We start from the raw sequence: 17,229 nt of genomic DNA, 5'->3' as shown, positions 1-17,229 counted from the left end.
TTAGTTTCCCATATATTTCTTGTCTTCTAAATTTAGGGGCAAATACTATATGATATTTACATCTCCATTTTGTATGTGATAAACTATTGTTGTCCAATTTATTCTCCTTGTTTTTATTGTGCATGTGGTTATCACAATTATATTACAAGTGAGAATTTTTTGGTCTTGAAGCTAAAGCTTAATTCCTCCACCTGCACAGCAGGTGGTTTTTTGTTTCGCTCACATCCGTTCGCTCAACTCACTTAAGTGAAGCAAAAAAACTCCTTTTCCTCCTTGTATTCGGAAAAAGAGATATCCCCTATCAATCTATCTCCCTACGCAACAATTACGTTGATCAGGTTAGCGGGTATAATCTCAGCATAACGCACCCCGAATATCAAGTACTATTATATTTTTCTGACCTAGTATAGCATAATTTTATTCTCTTATCAAATTTAATTTATCTTTTGAGTAATAAATTGCATTGGCAATTGCACGGCTCATGGCATTTGCTGCCATAACTCCAACTACGTTTAAATCTGACGTAATTTCATTGGTTGAAATTGCAAAAATTGTATCTCCATCAAAGCCTGTATGAACAGGATTTATAGCTCTTGCAAAGCCATCGTGGGTCATTTGGGCAATCTTTTTAAGTTTAGTCTTATCAAAACTAGCATTTGTTGCAACTATACCTATGGTAGTGTTTTTATTGGCCAAATCTGAAAAATCCGCCATAACCCTGCTCATAGCATCTGTGGTTTTTAGAATTTGTCCATTTACCATCGGTCCTGCTATTTGGATGTTTTTTTCATAATCATATATATCACCAAAGGCGTTGACAGCAACTAGAGCAGATACTATTAGGTCACCTTCTTTTATAGTTGCAGAGCCTAAACCAGATTTCATAACATGGTCCATGCCTAGGATTTTGCCAACTGTAGCTCCAGTTCCTGCACCTATGATTCCCTGTCTATTTTCATCAAAAGATGCATTTTTGTAAGCTTCGATTCCCATCTTAGCATCTGGTCTAATCTTGTAATCCTTGTAGGCTAGGTCAAATAGGACAGCTTGGCTTACTATAGGAACTATACCTACTCCAACATCTAGACCTTGTCCATCCTCTTCTAGGGCCTTCATAACTCCACTAGCAGCATCCAAACCATAAGCTGAACCGCCACTTAGTATTATTGCATTTACAGATTCAACAGTGTTTATCGGGTCTAATAAATCAGTTTCACGAGTTCCTGGTGCTGATCCTCTTACTTCAACAGAGCAAGTATTGCCCTTTGGAGGTATCAAAACACTAAGGCCTGTACCTGCTTCCAAGTTTTGGGCATGGCCAATCTTAATTCCCTTTATATCAGTAATATATCCTTCATACATTTTTATTTTCCTTTAACTATTCTCCAATATCTTCATTCCTGTACATATCCATCATCTGACCAAAAACTTCGGCACTTGATGGCGGAGTATAGCTAATGGCATTGGCGCCTGCTTTAATAGTTTCTAGTATTTGTTCGCCATTCTTACCACCTGTTGCAATTATTGGGAATTTAGGGCCAATATCTGCCCTAATCTCCCTAAGCAAATCTGCTGTATATTTGCCACCAGAGACGTTAAGGACTTCAGCTCCTGCCTCAATCTTACCAATATAATCATCAGTTAGTCTAGTAACAGTTGCTATAACTGGTATGTCAATAAAATCAGCAATTTCTTTGATGTCCTTATTTGGCATAGGAGAGTTTACAACAACTCCATAGGCTCCTGCAAGCTCTGCGTCAATTGCTATATATTTACTCCTCAAGCCTTGGGTGGTACCCCCACCAACTCCTACAAAACAAGGTACATTTGATACGCTAAGTATGGCATCAGAGATTGACCTTTGTGGAGTGTATGGATAAACAGCCATCACGCTATCAGCATTGGAATTTCTAATGATAGCTAAGTCTGTTGTAAAAAGTAGTGATTTTATTCTTTTCTCGAAAATTTTGATCCCAGAAGCTTGGTATACTTCCTCAGGAACAGTAATAAATGATTTTCTCAATTTTGAATGAACTTGTGGTATGTATTTTTCTTTTTTCTCTGTCATAGGCTTCCTTTCATATCTTTTCTAATACTAATTACTTACCCTAGGATATGTGTCTTAATCTAAAATGTCGGCTAAAAAAATGAAGCTAAATCCATAATTAGATTGTAGCTTCATTTACAATAATCAGTCCTTGTTAAAAATATCCCTTGTATAGACTTTGTCTTTAACATCCAAAAGCTCATCAGCTAATCTATTAGCAACAATAATATCTAGCTTTTTGAACTCTTCTAGGTCATTTTCTACCCTCAGTCCTTCGAAATAATCCTCAGCAAGATTTGGCTCATAGATTATGACCTCTGTTTTATCTTTGATATTTTCTATGACATCAAAAATGGCAGATTTTCTAAAATTATCAGAATCCTTTTTCATTACAAGGCGGTAGATGCCAACTGTCTTTGGCTTATCTCTAAGGATTCTATCGCTTATATAATCTTTTCTGATTTGATTAGATTCAATTACAGCACCAAACATTGAATTTGGCACATTTTCAAAATTCGCATATAGTTGCTTGCTATCTTTTGGCAGACAATAGCCACCATAACCAAAGGATGGATTGTTGTAATAGTTGCCTATCCTTGGATCAGTAGAAACACCTTCTATTATATCTTTTGTAGAAAGACCTTTGATTTCTGCAAAGGTGTCAAGCTCATTAAAATATGATACACGCATGGCAAGATAAGTATTTGCAAATAATTTTACCGCTTCAGCTTCTGTTGAATCCATATATAAAACTTCAGGATTATTAAGAGCCTGGTCTTCGTATAGCTTAGCAATCTTTTGACCTAATTTTGTTTTGTCACCCACAATTATCCTCGATGGATTTAGGCTATCGTAAAGAGCCTTACCTTCCCTAAGGAATTCTGGTGAAAATATTATATTGTCACTTGCATATTTCTTTCTTTGGCCTCTTGTGTATCCAACCGGTATGGTTGATTTGATCAAAATTGGCAAATCATTATTAATTTTTTTAATATTTCCTATTGCCTCATCTACAAAAGATGTATCAAAGAATTTAGTCTCCTCATCATAATTTGTTGGCAAGGCAAGTATAACCAAGTCTGCATCTTGTGAATCTTCTTCATAATCTTTTTTTGCTGTGAAATCTAATTCTTTTTCTGCTAGGTAGCTTTCTATATATTCATCCCTCAGAGGTGATTTTTTATTATTAATTAAATTAATTTTTTCTTCATTAACTTCTATACCAATAACTTGGTTTGATTGGCTAAGCAAGATAGCGTTGGCCAAACCCACATAACCCAATCCAAATACTAAAATTTTCATAAACTCTCCTTATTAATAGATATATTTTACAAGTTTATAAATACTTTACAAATTAATTTGTTAACTTATTATTTTTAATAAATGCTACAAATTCATAGGGTCTTAATAGTAGGTTTTTTACTATTCTTATTTTGCCATAGTTACCAATTAAATAAGAAAACTCGTATAGGTCTAGAAAATGAAACCTAATGTCTACTAGTACTTCCTTCTGACTGAAATTACCGAAAACAAGAACTTTCTCTCCATCATGGCTTCTTATATAAGCATATATATCCGAATCATTTACAAAAATTTGTCTATAATTTCCCGAGCTTAGGACTGGCGAAGATCCTTTATATGATAATATATCCTTATAGAAGTCCCTGATTCTTTTGCTATAGCTGGAAAATTTATAAGCATTTGTATTATCAATACCGCTTGCAAAACCAAGTTCTTCCAAGTTTTCAATCATCACCGCTCCCCTGTGAAAATAGCTTATGCCACAAATAAGGCTCATGGACTGGTAGGGGTAATTTTTTGTATTTGTAAAGGATTGGAAACTCTGGTCTAGTTTTATTATTTGATTAATATTTTTGTTATTTTCCATATCTTGGATTGTCGCAATATACTTCTTGTATTCTATGAAATCTAAGGCCTCGTTATCTATATCAACATATGAAAAATTATTATAGATAGGATTTGATAGGTAGTTTAAGAAATATGGATTCTTACTAGTTTCTACTATGCTGACAATCCCATCTTTGTTAATAGTATTTTTACTAAACTCTTTTATCAAAGAAAGGTAAGAATTATCATCTATCAATTTATCAAGACTTGTAAAATAAAATCCACTTATGCCACGTTTTACCAAAAAGTTTATAAATTGATAAAAGGAATTTCTAATCTTGGGATTTGACCAAGCAAAATCTTCTCCTATAAGCTTTCCAAGGATATTTGCTATGTCTATATTTAAAAACAAGCTTATGCTATTTGTCTTCAAATAAGAAGCCAAGGAGAAAATTTTATCTAAATCTTCGAGACTCTCAAAATGATCAAGCAAAATTCCATTAACACTAATATCTTTATAGTATTTGATGGTTTTTATATCTTTTATTTTATTTTCTTTATAAATAATCAAATTTTCCATATATCCCTCTATTATATGTTACATTTTTCCTGTCATATATAAAGAATCTGGGTATAGTATTATAATTACGAAAAGAGGTATGAATGTTAGAACTAAAAAATATTTCTAAAATATATAAGACAGGTGACTTCGAACAAGTTGCCTTATATGATGTATCTATAGCCTTTAGGGAGAATGAATTTGTCTCTATATTGGGCCAATCTGGTGGTGGCAAAACCACCCTTTTAAATATAATTGGTGGTCTAGACCACTACACTAGCGGAGATTTATTGATAGATGGTAAGTCTACAAAAGATTTTACAGATAATGATTGGGACTACTATAGGAATGTATCAATAGGCTTTGTATTCCAATCCTACAATCTAATAAGCCACCAAAGTATACTTTCAAATGTCGAACTTGCCCTTACCCTATCTGGGGTTAGCAAAGATGATAGAAGAAAAAGAGCAATAGAAGCCTTGGAGAAAGTTGGCTTAAAAGACCATATAAAGAAAAAACCAGCAGAGCTTTCTGGTGGGCAAATGCAAAGAGTAGCTATAGCCCGTGCTCTTGTAAACAACCCAGAAATTGTCCTTGCTGATGAGCCAACAGGAGCTTTGGATAGCGAGACTAGCAAGCAAATAATGGATTTGCTCAAAGAAATAGCCAAGGATAGGCTTGTGATAATGGTAACCCACAATCCAGACTTAGCCAAATCCTACTCAAATAGAATCATAAATATCAAAGATGGGCAAATTATTGGCGATTCCAACCCTTATAATATAGAAGAAAAAAGCAATAAATTTTCTCCAAAGAGAATAAAATTGGCTCTTCCTACAGCAATCAATCTTTCTCTTAATAACCTTCTTACCAAAAAGGCAAGGACCTTGCTTACTGCCTTTGCTGGATCTATTGGAATAATAGGCATAGCCCTCATTCTTTCCATCTCTACGGGAGCCAATGACTTTATAGAAGATAGCCAGAGAAAGGCACTTAAATCTTATCCAATACAGATTAAAAAGGAATCGATTAACATAAGCGAAATGATCACTCCTCCAAAGACTGAAGAGAAAAACCATAAAGATGATAAGGTCTATACCAACAATTTTGTCATTGACCGTAGGTCTGACTTTGCTTCAAATGTCAGAGAAAACAACCTCACTCCTTTCAAGAACTTCATAGAAGAAAACAAGGGAGAATTGGAAGAAAATATAGGACCTCATTTCATATCTTATATCTATGATATGAATTTTGATATATTCACTAAGGACCCAGCTGATGAGTTAATCAACACCAATGGCGAAGATTTTGAGGAAAATAGGCAACCAGAAATAGCCAAATTTCTTGCCCCAAGCCAGGATAATAAGAACTTTAGCCAGCTAATTACAAGTCCTGACGGTAATATCAGCCCAATTATTAGTGATGAATACGAAATAATAGAAGGCAAATGGCCAGAAAAAGCTGATGAACTAGTCCTATTTACCGATTATAATAATGAAATCCTAACTTCTGCTATCTATGAACTAGGATTTTTGCCAAGCAAAGAATATAAGGAAATCCTATCAAAGCTTGATAATAACGAGAAAGTAGACCTTGACCAAGTAGGAATAGATCCTGATCGTATCATTGATCACGAGTATAAAATAGTATCTCCAGCTGATTATTACGAGAAATCAGGCGATTCTTTTATAAATGTAAAAGATGACCAAGTCAAAGTTGATGAAATAGTAAAAAATGCTTTCACAGCCAAAATCGTAGGTATAGCAAAGAGAAAAACCAATGACGATAATCAAGTAGTAAGTGCACCTATAGGATTTACCGACGGGCTTACAGATGAGATGATTGGCCATGCAAATGAGACAGAAATTGTCAAAGCCCAACTTGAAAACAAGAATAAAAATGTCCTAAATAATCTGCCATTTAGGGCAAAAAATGATAAGGAAAAAGAAGATGCTGCAAGGTATTTCTTGGAAAATCTAAATGAAAAAGATAGTTTATCTTTCTCTACTTGGATTGTAAGAAAAAAACCTCAAATAGCCGAAGAAGCTCAAAAGAAAGCTGAGCAAATGCAAGGTGCTCAAATGCCTCCTATGGCCAATGGCCAAATGAAAGATAATGATTTGAGCCAAGAAGATATGCCAAAACAAAATCAACTTGCTCAATATGTTCTAAATGAAAATAAGCCAGAAACTTTAAAAGATATCTATGAAGAATTCTTATCTGGAAATTCTTATAGGAAAAATTTGGAAGATCTTGGAGTGGTAAGCAAGGATGCCCCAAGTGAAATTGACATCTATGTAGAGAACTTTGAAAATAGGGAAAATATCAAAAATATAATTGATGACTACAACAAGGATAAAGATTCCAAGGAAGAGATCAGCTATACAGACTTCATAGGCCTCATAACAAAATCTGTCACAGACATCATAAACGCCATATCCTATATACTGATTGCCTTTGTAGGAGTTAGCTTGATAGTTTCTTCAATAATGATTGGAATCATCACCTACATCTCAGTTCTAGAGAGAACAAAAGAAATTGGTATCCTAAGGTCCATCGGCGCAAGCAAGTCTGATATTAGAAAAGTATTTATGTCTGAAACTTTCATTATCGGTCTCTTGTCAGGAATCATAGGTGTTGGAGTGACTATGCTAGTAAATATTCCAATTACAAATCTGATTAGAAATCTAACTGGTGTAAGTGATATAGCATCTAAATTACCCTACGGTGCTGCAGGAATTCTACTATTAATTTCTGTCGTACTTACCTTGATTGCGGGCATAATTCCATCATCAATGGCAGCCAAAAAAGACCCAGTTGAGGCCTTAAGAGAAGAATAAATTTACAGACGAAAAAGACGAGGATTTTTAAAATCTCGTCTTTTTCTAATGGAAGGCTTATGCGTCAAAATCTATTTAATTAGTTTTTTCACCCATTTTCATTTCTACAAAACTTCTAAACATGCTATGGGCTGCTGTTGCGAAGTCCTGGCTAGCTTGATCAAATGGTATGTCAGTATGGTATACTAGGTCGTTTTCTATATAGAATAGATAGTTTGCCTTTGCATTGCCATCTTTATCTTGGCTAGGAATCATAATTTCAATCCCTGCCTTATCATCAATAGGCATATATGCTATTGATAATGGTTTTGCTGGTGACCTATCTAGATCTGTAATAGTTTTTAGCGTTTCAACATCTTCATCATTTATTACTTCATTTGGCATTACATTATAAAATGCAGCAGACAAACTTGCAAGGCTTAGCTTTTCTTCAAAGAAATTTAATGTAATATCAAGGTCATAAGTTTTACCAACATCTTCGTCTTCAAATTTGTCATATCTATAAACTGCTATGACATCATCTTCCTTTACATCTATAATTTCTTTATCATAAAATCCCTTTAGATATTTTTCCGCATCTTCTAGGCTATCACCATTAGATTCTGCTAGGAAAATATTTTGGAACTTAGCTTTTTCTATTAAATTCAAGAAATTCTCTGGAGTTTTTTTATTTTCATTTTTAGATGAAATCTTAGAAGCTATACTTTTTACAGCTTCCTTATCCATAGGTCCATTGGAAGCAACTTCAGAAATCTCTGTTCTCTCTGAGTCATCAATTATTGAAACTGGCTCAAACATAGAATCATCAACTTCGTTATAGTCAGTAAATAAGGTATTTACTATCATCTTTAATTGTCCATTACCAATAGTCATTACTAATCTATCAGGAAGATTATCATCATCTAAATATGATATGACAATTTTTTCCTCAAAGTCACCTTGACCAGATTCATCTGCTTTGATATTATAGTCTTCTCTAAATAGTTCTAAAAGCTCACCAAGTTCATCTGTTTTGTAGTATAGGTGAGTATGACCATTACTATCTTCATAGGCTTCTAGCTTATTTGCAAGTTCTTTAACATGGCCCATCAGACTATAAATTTCTGGATTCAGACTTATCTCTGCATAGTCTTGGTCAGTATCACTGCCTTTTGGACTACCATCTTGGTCAAAGTTATAAAATTGATATTCAGAATCGGGATTATTTGTAATCAGCAATTCATCAATGCTCTTTAGACCATTGTGGTCATATTCTAAACTTGCAAAGTGACCAGAAAATAATTCCTCGTCCTCATACTCTACACCACCATAAAACTTCTGGGCAGACTGTTCACTATCATTTCCTACAACAAGATAGTTAGTAAATAAGAGATTTTCTAGCTTTTCATCAAAGAATCCATCGATCAGGTCTTTTGAATCCTTGTCACTTTTTTCAAGTCCAAGGCTAGAAGGATCTTCATCTGAAATATCCATAAGATCTCCTTTGAGTACATCAAAGTCACTTGCAGTAATTAAATCAGATTCTTCCTTGTTTTCTTTAACATCTTTCTTGTCAGTCTCTTCTTTTTTATCTTCATCCCTTTCTTCAACAGAATTATCATCTTCTTGGTCTGTTTTTTCGCGGGCTTCTTTTGTATCTTCTATATCTTTGTTTTCCTTAGTTTCTTCTTCACTAATACTTGCAAATTTTTCTATATTTTCTGTTTTTTCATTAACTTTTTCAGAATTTGCACAGGCCGTAAGTAAAGAAATACTTAGAGACGCCAATAAAATCTTAGAATATTTCATTTTCCCTCCTTTAATTTTATCTTGATAAATCTATACCCGATTATTTATAATTGTAACAATTAAATTTGCCCTATAAAATTACTTAATTTCTTTTTATCAATAAACTATCTATAGTTAATATAGTTTCATCAAAAAACTAATATCTAAGATTACTATTAGAAATTTTTAATAAGTGCCACTGCAGACCTAGTGAATATTATTTTACAAAAATTAGATTAAATAAGACGAGTATATGGGCTAGCTTATGTTAGCTTGTCCATCTCCTCGTCTTTTTATCTAGTTAACTTTTTAATTTTTCTAACTTTTACACATTTTTAATTCATCTATAGAAATCACTTCATCAGTTGCCTGCCATATGTCCTTGCTATGGGTGGCGATTATTATAATCCTACCTTCGCTTTTCATTGCTAATAAAATATTTAATATTTCCTCGGCATTCATTGGATCTACTGATGCAGTTGGCTCATCAGCTAAAATTATAGGAGGTTGTTTTAAGATAAGTTTAGATAAGGCAACTCTCTGACTTTCTCCACCAGATAATGTATAAACTTTTGTATCAAGCTTTATATGCGATAAATTAACCTTATCTAGGGCTTCTTTTTTCAACCTAAGTTTTTCACTTTTATTAAGCTTCTTTCCAACAAATGCTAGCTCTAGATTATAATCTACACTTTCACTTTCGATTAGTCCTAAATTTTGGAACAAATATCCAAGATAATCCCTAAAAAATATGTGTTCATTAATCTTATCTAAATCAGTAGAATTGTATACTATGGTGCCCCTATCTTTTTCTTCAAGTTTGGCTATAATATTTAGTAAAGTTGTCTTGCCAGACCCGCTTTCTCCAACTATGGCATAGGTCCTATTGTCATGAAAATTAATATTTATATTGTCAAATATATTTTTTTCTCCAAAGCTCTTTGATAAATTCCTAATCTCAATCATCCTATTCCCCCTTTAAAATTGTCATACTTTGCTTATTCTCTTTTTTATTTTGAACATATAAAATTATAAGTGAATTTATAACAAAGACTAAAAATGTTATTAGGCTAGATTGCCAGTCCTCGGTTAGCTTATAGGAAGCAATTAAGCTAAGGAAAAATACAATACACTGGATTATAATAAAACGCTTATGGATACCAAAGAAACTCAAGCCTGATATTCTCTTTATGAAATTTTCTCTTCTAAATTCTTTGAAGTAAGTTATAACAATACTGTTAAACAAGAGTAAGGATGTAAGTATAGTAAAAATACTTCCAATTATACTAAACCTAATATCTCTTATTTCATTTGACAATCTCTCATAATAATCACTTCTGCTATTTTTTATATAAGAAACCCACTTTAAAAGATCGTGATCATCAAGGGTTTTGTGGCAATATTCATAGTTATCAAAGAAAATAAAATTATTTATTATATTTTGCCAAAACATCAAACTACGATCACTAGCTCCAGTAGATTTTGGGCTAATAACTATAATAGCAGGATCAATTAAATACTGTTTGTCTGTGATAATTGTTGTATTGAAGATAAATCTTTTTTGATTATCACTAACATATTCGACCTTTGCCTTAAAATCACCATCACCACCAAAAGTTTCATTAACATAATCCTCATATATTTTTACAAGTGATTCTTCATTAGCCTTTAACTTCTCAGGCAATATTAGGCCGAACTGTCCATATTCTAAATCAGAAAAGTCAGTTTTATGATCCACCTGTTCTTTTTCTAGATAAGTATTGGAAACAATCATGGTATTTCCATCTGGATCATACTGGTCCAGTTTAGCCCTAGTAGCCTCAATATCCGATCCAAAATAATTAGCAATATTACTGTAATCTAGGACCCACTTACCATCCTCATAAGCATTATCTAAGAAGTCATACCATTGGCTACTTCTTTTTAAATCCTCTTCTAGGGATTCTGCGTGAGCATTTAAATTAAAAGCAATACTTACCAAATCAGGATATTCATCCCACTTACTAGCTGAAGTCTCAAGAGTTTTAATCTGTGGATAGGAAAAACTTGCAACTCTAAACTGATATGCCACTATTAAAAATGATAAGATTTGAGAAACAATCAATACAGTCATGATTGACTTTATTGGTAGCCTCCCCTTGACAATTTGCATGAGATTCTTATATTTAATTATAGTAAAAAATAAAAATGAAACTATTAATGATACTAATACAATACCTAATAAGTAAATGATAAGAGCTGTCAAAAAATATCTCATTATAGGTTCATTAAAAATATTATGTGCTTTAAATAAAATGCCAAAAATAATCACATTCATTAGCAAAGCCAAAATAACAGTAATTAAATCATCTATAAAATCTTTAAATAAGAGCATTGACTTTCTCTGTCCAGATATTAGTTTTATACCATATTTTGCAGTTTCATTTAGTCTATTAATTATAGATATAGCTAAAATAACAAAGAAACTTACTACAAGTATAAAAAACATAGCTGGATAACCAAATAGCACAATTACTTCATCAAGGGAAGATCCATCTCCAAATTTTCTAGTTTGGTTACCATTTGTTGATAAAAAATCATATAATTCGTCCTGGCTTAAAGCTTTGCCTATTATAATATAAGTTGCAGCTAAATCATCGTTAGTCTTTAATACTTCATCAGGAGCAATGTTAATATAAGGAGGAGCTTCCTTATCGCCAAAGGTCTTATAATAAAACTTAACTTCTCCACTTTTTTGTGGAATAACTATTCTTTTAGCAATAATAACATCATTTTGATTAGCCAAATCTTCTAAATCATCTTCAAAGTCAGATTTATCTATCTCTGGATTTACATAGTATAAATCTACTGTTGGAAACGATGAAAATATTATCTGGCTTTGTGTATCACTTATAAAAAAGTACAAAAGACTACTCATTAGTAGCGATGATATGAAAATAACAAGTTTTTTCATAATATCTCCTTATAAAAGTATATTAAAATGTGATTTTCAGATACTTTATATTTTAATATCGTATATACATTTTATCATAGATGACTTATAATATAAATGAACTATAGTTCCATTTTTATAAAAAATAACATTAGACAAAAATTAAAGGAATAAGTATGAAAACACAAGATCCTATGGCTGTTGAATTAGGCAATGTAATATCTGCTGCTCGAAAAAAGCGCGGGTATAGCCAAGAAGAATTCGCTTACTTAATAGGAATCTCAGTCAGAGCTCTTTCAAAAATCGAAAATGGATACAATTATCCATCATTAATTACCGCAAGTCTCATTAGTGAATTCCTAGGTTTTTCCATTGATTCTATTATTAAATCCAGTTCAAATAACCCAGAATTACATATAAATGTATTATTTAGCCAGTTCTTATATTATATGGATAATAGAGATTATGAGTCCTATGTAAAAATTTGTAAAACTGCAAATCTCTTAAGTAGTAATATCAGAAAGAATACAATATATTATAAGAAGTACCTATTTATTAAATCCTGGGACTATATAATAAAAAATGACATTAGAAGCGGACATACCTTGCTAAATGAAGCTTATAAGATAAATAAAGTAAAATCAGAAGAGAATCAAATCTTAGATTATAGAATTTTTTTAGTTATTCAAACTATTTATCCTGATTTATTTAAAAATGAAGACGATATAATTAAAGCGTCACTTCTATCAATTGATAGACTCTCAAATATGTTAGAAAATTTAGATTCTTATCCAGATTTAAAGATGAAATACTTATATAGCATATTAATGATAGCTATAGAAAATCTAGAAGATTATAATATGTCAGTAAAATACCTTGTTCAATTAATAAAAATCTCTTCTATTCGAAATCATCTAATAATATACTATCAATCTATTTTTTACAGGGGTTTAGTAAATTATTTAAAAGGTGCACAAGATTTTTATATTGATTTGGACGATTCTCTAATGTATTTTTTCATTTCAGGTAATGACGACTTTTTTAAACATAATACTATGCTTATTAGGAACAAGATAATTAATAATCAATGTACATTTAGTTAATATTATTAATTTAGGGTAATAATATAATTATGACAAAGCTATTTTTAATAAGCTCCACTGCGGGGGCTACTGAATATTATTTTAGTAAAAAACAAATAGAAGACATTTATAAAAAGTATGGCAGAGAAGATGAGATAATTGTCAAGGAGACCAGGTACAGGGGGCATCTTGAAGAAATTGTTAGGTCGTTTTTAGCTTCTTCCTACAAAGATAAGCTTATAATTTGCTTGGGTGGAGATGGAACTATCAACGAAGTTGTCAATATATGCCTAGGTCATGATGTCGCTGTTGGGCTTATACCAACTGGTACTGGCAATGATTTTGCTAAGAATTTTGATTATGAGAATTTTAAGATTGCGGATACTTTTGACATAAGCATTAGACCCATAGATCTGATTAAGGTCAATGGAAAATATTGTGTAAATGTGACTAGTCTTGGCTTTGATACAGAGGTTTTAAAGACTGCTTATGATTATCTTGATAAGGATAAGTCCTTGGGCAAGAGAGCCTATATAAAGGCGGTTGGTGATAGGGTCAAAAACTTGACCTATCAAGATCTTTATATAAATCTGACCTTAGCAAATGACACGACAATTGACTTATCCGATGAGTTTCTTATTTCTGCTATATGTAATGGTGGCTACTATGGGTCTGGTTTTAATCCAGCTCCAGATGCGAAAATTGACGATGGAATTATAAATTTTGTCACAGCCAGGAAGTTTCCAAAATGGCAATTACTTCCCCTAATCTTAAAATATAAGCAAGGCAAACACCAGTCTTCAAAATACCTAGATGAATACCTGATTAAATCTGGTCAAATCAAATCAGCTAAGGATTTCTTGTCAAATATTGACGGTGAAATATTTTCTACCAATAGCCTAGACTTCGAAATAAAAGTCAATGCGATAAATTGGGCATATTTTGAAAAATAAAAGTCTCCCTAGTTAGGGAGGCTATTTTATCTTTTTATGAGAGCTAGTGATTCATAAGGTCTTAGCTTTATTTTTTCTTCTACTTCTACTTCTCCATAATTTCCTAGTAGGTATTCATAGTCTTTTATATCTGTCAGAATTTCAGTTAATGAAAGTTCTACTTCTTTCCCGTAGAAATTGTTGAAGTTGATTAGTTTCTGATTACCATATTCTCTAATATAGGCAAAGATACTTGGATGATCTTCAAGTATTGGCTTATATGATCCATCAGATATGAGTTCCTCGTTTTTTCTAAGGCTTATCAGTTTTTTGTAGTAATAGTATACTGACTTTTGGTCTTCCCTTGCCTTTGCTACATTTACTTTTTTGTAGTTGTCATTGACAGCAATCCAAGGAGTTTCATTAGAAAATCCTGCATTGGCACTATCATCCCATTGCATAGGAGTTCTGGAATTATCTCTTGATTTTTTGGATATTATATTAAATGCATCAGCATCAGATAAGCCTTTTTCCTTTAGCATTTTATATGCATTTTTTGATTCTATATCCCTATAATCATCTATTGATTCATAGCTAGGGTCTGTCATGCCTATTTCTTCACCCATGTAGATATAAGGTGTTCCACGCATCATATGGATAGATTGGGCTAGCATAGTTGCACTTTGATATGGGTAGTTTTTGACATCTCCAAAACGGTTGTTGGCTCTTGGTTGGTCGTGGTTGTTCCAAAATAGAGCATTCCATCCTCCACCTTCTTCCATGCCAACTTGCCAATCATTAAAGATTTCTTTTAATTTCATAAAGTCAAAGCTAGTATCTGTCCACTTATCTCCATTTTCGTAGTCAACCTTTAAGTGGTGGAAGGAAAATACCATAGAAAGTTCTGTGTCATCATTTGACGAATACATTACAGAATTTCTGATATTTGTTGAGCTCATTTCTCCTACTGTGATTATATCACTGTATTTACCAAAAGTATTATTATTTAGCTCTCTAATCCACTTGTGAACCCTTGGTGTGTCAGTATATAGGGCCTTTTCTTCTACAATGTTGCCATTGGAATCCTTTAGGATTTGATCTTTTCCTATGACATTTAGTACATCAAATCTAAAACCCTTGATCCCCCTATCAATCCAATAGTTTACAATCTTAAATAGCTCTTCTCTCACATTTGGATTGTGCCAGTTTAGGTCAGCTTGGGTCTTATCATATAGGCATAGATAATATTTGCCAGTATCTCCAAATGGTGCCCAGGCTTCGCCTCCAAATTTGGACTCCCAATTTGTTGGAAGTGACCCATCTTCTTTCAAATCTCTGATGTAGTAAAAATCTTGGTAATACTTATCACCTGCAAGGGCCTTTTGGAACCATTCGTGGTCTGTGGATGTGTGGTTAAAAACCATATCAAACATGAGGCCCAAACCATTTTCATCGAAAACTTTGATAAGATTATCCAAATCTTCTTCAGACCCAAATTTCTCATCTATGTGATAATAGTCTGCTATATCGTAGCCGTTGTCATTTTGTGGGGAGATAAAAAATGGGTTGAGCCATACCATATCCACCCCAAGCTCTCTAATATAAGAAGCCTTAGAAGCTATGCCCCTAAGGTCTCCTATACCATCATTATTAGTATCCTTGTAAGATCTAGGATATATTTGATAGATTACTTTTTTTCCTAAATTCATTTTTCTTCCTATTTAAAACTTGGTGTTTTGAATTCAATTTTATTTTGGAACATCTTTTTCTTGTTAAATACTACTGTTAGTATAAATGGTACAACTATTGCTATAGCCATGGCAATCAAGAATGTAAGCATTGATTCTGCCTTGATTGATAAGAATCCTGGTATACCTCCAACTCCTATATTATGAGCCATTGTTTTTGTAAGTACAGATAACATTCCTGCAAGCCCAGAGCCAATCATTCCAGCGATAAATGGGAAGCCGTATTTGATATTGATACCAAATAATGCTGGTTCTGTTACACCAAGATAAGCTGAAATCATTGCTGGGATTGAGATTTGCTCCTCAGCTTCGTTACCCTTGTGTAGGTATACTATAGCAAGAACTGCAGAACCTTGGGCTATGTTTGATAGGGCAATCATTGGCCATAGGATTGTTCCACCAAAGTCATTTGCAAGTTGTAGGTCTATAGCATTGGTCATATGGTGAAGACCCGTAATTACTAGTGGCGCATAGAAGAATCCAAATACAGCACCAAATAGCCAGTTAAGACCACTTGTTAGTCCTGCATAAACACCACTTGAAATTGCAGAACCAATCTTCCAACCAATAGGCCCTAGAACTACGTGAGCAAGGATTACTGCTGGAAGTAGTGATAAAAGTGGTACAAAAATCATTGAAACTGATTGATGAATGTGCTTTTTCCAAAATCTTTCAAGATAAACTAGCGAGAATCCTGCAAGCATAGCTGGTATAACTTGGGCTTGGTAACCAATTCTCTCAATTTGGAAAGCTCCAAAATCCCATACTGGAACTTCGCCACCACCTGCAATTGAGTAAGCATTTGCAAGTAGACTTGGTGATACTAAACATATACCTAGTACAATACCAAGAACTTGTGTTGTGCCCATCTTACGAGTAATCGACCAGGTGATATGAACTGGCAAGTAATGGAATATCGCTTCACATATTAGCCATAAGAAGTCATTTGTGCCCGCCCAAAACTTTGAGCTTTCTACTATTGTTTTACCACCTAAACTATCAAATTGAATCTCTCCTAGGATGTTTCTTAAACCTAGTAGAAGACCACCGACAATAATGGCTGGTATAAGTGGGGCAAAGATTTCTGCCAAAACTGATGCAACTTTTTGTAACCAGTTTTGGTTTTTCATAGCATCTTCTTTTACTTCAGCCTTGCTTGCCTCGTGAACGTTTGCAATAGAAATAAAGTCATTATAAAATTGGTCAACATCATTACCTATAATTACTTGAAACTGTCCTGCTTGAGTAAAACTTCCCTTAACAGATGGCAAAGCTTCAATTTTTTCAATATCAGCTTTTTTAGGATCGTTTAGTACAAAACGCATCCTAGTAACACAATGAGTTACAGATGAGATATTGGAATCTCCGCCAACATATTCATGAAGTTTACGAGCATCATCAATATATTTTCCCATAATTCCTCCTATATATTTTAATAATATAATTATATTACATTTTTAAGATATTGACAATA

At 33.0% G+C, this 17,229-nt stretch carries 12 protein-coding genes and 1 riboswitch; of the genes, 3 read left to right on the top strand and 9 right to left on the bottom strand.

Annotated elements, in window-relative coordinates:
* Positions 1 to 294 precede the first annotated feature (294 nt).
* Positions 295 to 382, bottom strand: a riboswitch (TPP riboswitch).
* Between the two features lie 35 nt (positions 383 to 417).
* The 4 genes from BN38_RS10685 to BN38_RS10670 form a co-directional block, all read right to left on the bottom strand.
* Entirely contained in the window at positions 418 to 1,362 is a 945-nt protein-coding gene (locus BN38_RS10685) for a P1 family peptidase (RefSeq protein ID WP_044567773.1), read from the bottom strand.
* A gap of 16 nt (positions 1,363 to 1,378) precedes the next feature.
* Positions 1,379 to 2,068 (bottom strand): beta/alpha barrel domain-containing protein, encoded by a 690-nt coding sequence (locus BN38_RS10680; RefSeq protein WP_044567771.1) that lies wholly within the window; start codon positions 2,066 to 2,068, stop codon positions 1,379 to 1,381.
* A gap of 123 nt (positions 2,069 to 2,191) precedes the next feature.
* On the bottom strand, positions 2,192 to 3,349 hold the full coding sequence (locus tag BN38_RS10675; protein ID WP_044567768.1) for a nucleotide sugar dehydrogenase: 1,158 nt from the start codon (positions 3,347 to 3,349) through the stop codon (positions 2,192 to 2,194).
* A gap of 52 nt (positions 3,350 to 3,401) precedes the next feature.
* Positions 3,402 to 4,475, bottom strand: a complete 1,074-nt coding sequence (locus BN38_RS10670; RefSeq protein WP_044567766.1) for an alpha-glucosidase C-terminal domain-containing protein — start codon at positions 4,473 to 4,475, stop codon at positions 3,402 to 3,404.
* 83 nt (positions 4,476 to 4,558) lie between these two features.
* Between BN38_RS10670 and BN38_RS10665 the strand changes: the two genes are divergently transcribed.
* Positions 4,559 to 7,294 carry an ABC transporter ATP-binding protein/permease gene (locus BN38_RS10665; protein ID WP_044567764.1) on the top strand — a complete coding sequence of 912 codons (2,736 nt, stop codon included), beginning with the start codon at positions 4,559 to 4,561 and terminating at the stop codon, positions 7,292 to 7,294.
* 75 nt (positions 7,295 to 7,369) lie between these two features.
* Here BN38_RS10665 and BN38_RS10660 read toward each other — a convergent pair whose 3' ends face one another.
* The 3 genes from BN38_RS10660 to BN38_RS10650 form a co-directional block, all read right to left on the bottom strand.
* Positions 7,370 to 9,082: a hypothetical protein gene (locus BN38_RS10660; RefSeq protein ID WP_044567762.1), complete on the bottom strand. Its 1,713-nt coding sequence runs from the start codon at positions 9,080 to 9,082 to the stop codon at positions 7,370 to 7,372.
* Positions 9,083 to 9,379: 297 nt separating this feature from the next.
* Positions 9,380 to 10,027, bottom strand: coding sequence for an ATP-binding cassette domain-containing protein (locus BN38_RS10655; RefSeq protein ID WP_044567760.1), 648 nt, complete (start codon positions 10,025 to 10,027; stop codon positions 9,380 to 9,382).
* Position 10,028: 1 nt separating this feature from the next.
* Positions 10,029 to 12,014, bottom strand: a complete 1,986-nt coding sequence (locus BN38_RS10650) for a bacteriocin-associated integral membrane family protein (protein ID WP_044567758.1) — start codon at positions 12,012 to 12,014, stop codon at positions 10,029 to 10,031.
* A 155-nt stretch (positions 12,015 to 12,169) separates the two neighbouring features.
* Between BN38_RS10650 and BN38_RS10845 the strand changes: the two genes are divergently transcribed.
* Together BN38_RS10845 and BN38_RS10640 are read left to right on the top strand one after the other, a co-directional pair.
* Positions 12,170 to 13,096, top strand: coding sequence for a helix-turn-helix transcriptional regulator (locus BN38_RS10845; protein WP_049944504.1), 927 nt, complete (start codon positions 12,170 to 12,172; stop codon positions 13,094 to 13,096).
* Positions 13,097 to 13,125: 29 nt separating this feature from the next.
* Entirely contained in the window at positions 13,126 to 14,028 is a 903-nt protein-coding gene (locus tag BN38_RS10640; protein WP_044567755.1) for a diacylglycerol/lipid kinase family protein, read from the top strand.
* Positions 14,029 to 14,054: 26 nt separating this feature from the next.
* Here the strand turns inward: BN38_RS10640 and treC are convergent, their stop codons facing one another.
* On the bottom strand, positions 14,055 to 15,716 hold the full coding sequence (gene treC, locus BN38_RS10635; protein WP_044567753.1) for an alpha,alpha-phosphotrehalase: 1,662 nt from the start codon (positions 15,714 to 15,716) through the stop codon (positions 14,055 to 14,057).
* A gap of 8 nt (positions 15,717 to 15,724) precedes the next feature.
* A complete protein-coding gene (gene treP / locus BN38_RS10630; RefSeq protein ID WP_044567751.1) occupies positions 15,725 to 17,170 on the bottom strand; it encodes a PTS system trehalose-specific EIIBC component in 1,446 nt (481 codons plus the stop codon).
* Between the last annotated feature and the right edge of the window lie 59 nt (positions 17,171 to 17,229).

The sequence above is a fragment of the Anaerococcus provencensis genome (assembly GCF_000312365.2).
Lineage (GTDB): Bacteria > Bacillota > Clostridia > Tissierellales > Peptoniphilaceae > Anaerococcus > Anaerococcus provencensis.
The sequence above is the reverse complement of the archived record's forward strand: the minus strand, read 5'-3'. Positions and strand labels throughout refer to the sequence as shown.